Raw genomic sequence first — 3,120 nt, 5'->3', positions numbered from 1 at the left:
ATCGAGTAGGCAAAGGGAGTTTCACCCTAAGCCTCTCACAGAACCGTGCTTGAAAGTCTCCCCTCACACGGCTCTTGTTGTACAAATCTAAGCAATACAATTTATTTGATTGAAGTTCCAATGATAAAACAGTGTTGGATATTGTTTCCTAACCTCTGCTAACCATTGGTACCCTTTCGAAATACTGGTTTTATATCGCTTATACCTTTTCCTTGCCCACCAAACCAATCTTTTACTGAGTAACCGAAAGACTTTTGTAAGTTCATACATCTTAAATTTACCATAGTACCGCACCCATCCCCTGATTATTGGATTAAGATATTGGGCTACTCCTACGATGCTTTTAAAAGTAAGTTTGTTTACGCCGAGCTCTTCTAGCTTGTCAGCGATTCGTTTTCTTGAACCAATACTTATGGCACAATCATACCCTAAAAACAGCTTCCTCTTTTTCTTAGAGAAGGCAGTCCTGGGCTGAAAAGAATATCCCAGGAAATCAAATTTGATTGTTGGGTATTTTTCTTTTCTTCTGTAGTCTCGGCAATAGACAATTTTTGTCTTTTGTGGATGTAATTCCAATCCTACCGAAGCCATTCTTTGATGCACTAGATTAAGTACTTTTTCTGCGTGGGCTTTTGTATTACAGTGTAGTATCACGTCATCGGCATAACGTGTGAAGACTACATTTTTATCTGTCCGTTCCAACCATTTGTCAAAAGCATAATGTAGAAAGAGGTTTGCCAGTAAAGGGCTGATCACTCCGCCCTGTGGCGTTCCTTTTCCTTGCTTTTGGATTCGTTTTCCAGATATTGTAATAACGGGTGCTTCCAGCCATCGTTTGATATAGAGTTTTACCCAGTTTTCGGGCACGTGTTTCTCTACGGCAAGCATCAGTTTGTTATGGTCAATATTATCGAAGAAACCTTTGATGTCCAAGTCAATGACCCAGTTTTGTTTCCAACAGTTTTCTCTTACCTTTGATAATGCCTGATGGGCATTTCTCTTTGGTCGATAGCCGAAAGAATTGGGACTGAATACTGCCTCTAATCTTGGTTCAACAAACATTTTGACCACCATTTGGCCAACTCTGTCGCTAATGGTAGGTATGCCTAATTTACGGATAGAACCGTCTTTCTTGGATATCTCTACTTCTTTGACAGGTGGTGGAAAATAACTCCCTGATGCCATACGATTCCAAAGTTTGTAAAGGTGTCTTCTGCGATCGGCATCAAATTCTTGCATATCTATCGCATCCACTCCAGCACTCCCTTTGTTGGAACGCACTTTTTGATAGGCCTCCCAAACCATTTGGCGGCTTATCGGTATTGATTTTGTTTCATTCCATAAATTCATCCTCACTTTTGTAAGTTGATTTGTAAAATGCAACTGTACAACTTAACCCCTTTGCTCCATTTCCATTACAGAAACTTCATCACTACTACGGGTTAATCTGTCTCTGCATACAACTTCGGTATTCTGCCTCTAAGTTGTTCTTATTGTGCATTTCCCTTGCCATTTGTATGCAGTTTCCCAAGTTCCGTAAATAAGCCTGAATAAAGTTCTTGCCATCTGAATGACGCCAGCCTTACAGAAAATAAATAGGTTTCCTCTGTAATTAATGTTATTGCTAACATTACTTTTCACTCCGTATCATACTTCGTAGCTTTTGACTGGGGATAGCAACTTCTCGACACCTCTTCGATGGTTCACTTTCGTTCAACTCCTTTATTCGTACCTGCTAATCTCTTTGGACTAGATTCTCCTAAACGCTCAGCACCACAACTGTTAATTGCAGCACCTTTAGGTGGTTTAGAGCCATCGCCTATACAACGACTCTGATGGACCTACCATCATCTTATTTACAGCATTCAACCTTTTATTGCCGTGGTTGATTCTTGGCACACTATGAGTAGTTGCGTGGGTTAGCACGAAACTTAGCAAGTACACACCAAACTGAAAATCCGCGAGGATTTTCAGAAGTAGGCAAGAATAAGCAATTACTTATAGCCATTGTTGTATGCCGTATTTTTTTAATGCCATCTTGTTTCTTGATGACGTCCATAATCTTTATATGTTAATTCTTTTAGTTTTTCTACAAGTCTTAAATTATCAGATTTTTTATAAAGGTATCTTGTCTTTTTAGAGTGTTTGACTGTGATAAAATCAGATAATTCTTCGGGTTTTCCCTTTTCTTCTTCTAACGTATAATATATTTCAAATTCTCCGAAGTTATTATATGGTTCATTAAGCATTTTAAATCGCAAGTAGATATATTCCGAATCTCCATTTCGTTCTGGTCGCAGATAATTAAAATCTGTCGAGTCAATTTTTGCAGAATTTATAAGCTCAAATATTTCAGATAGGATTGGTTCAATTTCTATTTTGTCTAATTTTTCCTTATCACCTGAAACAGCGTAATATCCATAGTTATCTCCAAACTCATTTTTCTTAAATCCGCTACCATACCATATTCTAAACCAATTTATCGAGTTATATTCAATTTTATGTTTGGTCAAATGTGGTTCTGAATGTTCTGGTTCGATGATTCTTCTACCAAAAGGGTAATCTCCAACATCCAATCCGTAAAGTTGATTTCCTGAAGTGATAATATTTATAAATTTTGTAGAGTTTTTATCATTTGTAAAAGGAAAACTCAATTTAGCAAAAGTCTGTTTTTTGTTTTCTAAAATATTGATAGTATTTGAAATTTGCACAAGGCTATCAGAAGGGAATTTTGATTCAGAAATTGCTTTTTGTCCTTTTTCCATTAAATCTCTCCAAATACTGTCTGAAGCGGTAGCAATTATTTTTTCTGGAAACATTGACTTTAAGCTATCCAATTGATTTTGTCCAATAAATCCAATCGCCTTTTTAGCAGTTAATAATTCTGAATCATTTTGGAATTCCGTGTTTCTTAATTCATTAATTGCTTTAGAATATGGGTTGCCACAGCTCAATATCGTGATTGAAAAAAGCAAAAAAGTCAAATGTTTATAATTCATTTTCTTGATTAGGTTATATGGCATACAACGGTTTTGTGTATGATTAGTGGCGTGTTTAAGCACCTAATTTAGCAAATAAAAACCGAATAGAAAATCCGCGAGGATTTTCGTAAGTAGGCGA

3 protein-coding genes are annotated in these 3,120 nt (G+C 36.7%); all 3 read right to left on the bottom strand.

The annotated features are described in order from the left end of the window. Nucleotides 1-87 precede the first annotated feature (87 nt). The 3 genes from ltrA to H3Z82_RS19135 all read right to left on the bottom strand — a co-directional run bounded on the left by ltrA (nt 88) and on the right by H3Z82_RS19135 (nt 2,999). Complete coding sequence (gene ltrA / locus H3Z82_RS19145; RefSeq protein ID WP_182202247.1) at nt 88-1,350, bottom strand: group II intron reverse transcriptase/maturase; 1,263 nt, start codon at nt 1,348-1,350, stop codon at nt 88-90. Between the two features lie 140 nt (nt 1,351-1,490). Next, nucleotides 1,491-1,631, bottom strand: a complete 141-nt coding sequence (locus H3Z82_RS19140) for a hypothetical protein (RefSeq protein ID WP_182202246.1) — start codon at nt 1,629-1,631, stop codon at nt 1,491-1,493. A 396-nt stretch (nt 1,632-2,027) separates the two neighbouring features. Next, complete coding sequence (locus H3Z82_RS19135; RefSeq protein WP_182207084.1) at nt 2,028-2,999, bottom strand: hypothetical protein; 972 nt, start codon at nt 2,997-2,999, stop codon at nt 2,028-2,030. Between the last annotated feature and the right edge of the window lie 121 nt (nt 3,000-3,120).

Source organism: Gelidibacter maritimus, from assembly GCF_014062315.1.
GTDB classification, from domain to species: domain Bacteria; phylum Bacteroidota; class Bacteroidia; order Flavobacteriales; family Flavobacteriaceae; genus Gelidibacter; species Gelidibacter maritimus.
The sequence above is the reverse complement of the archived record's forward strand: the minus strand, read 5'-3'. Positions and strand labels throughout refer to the sequence as shown.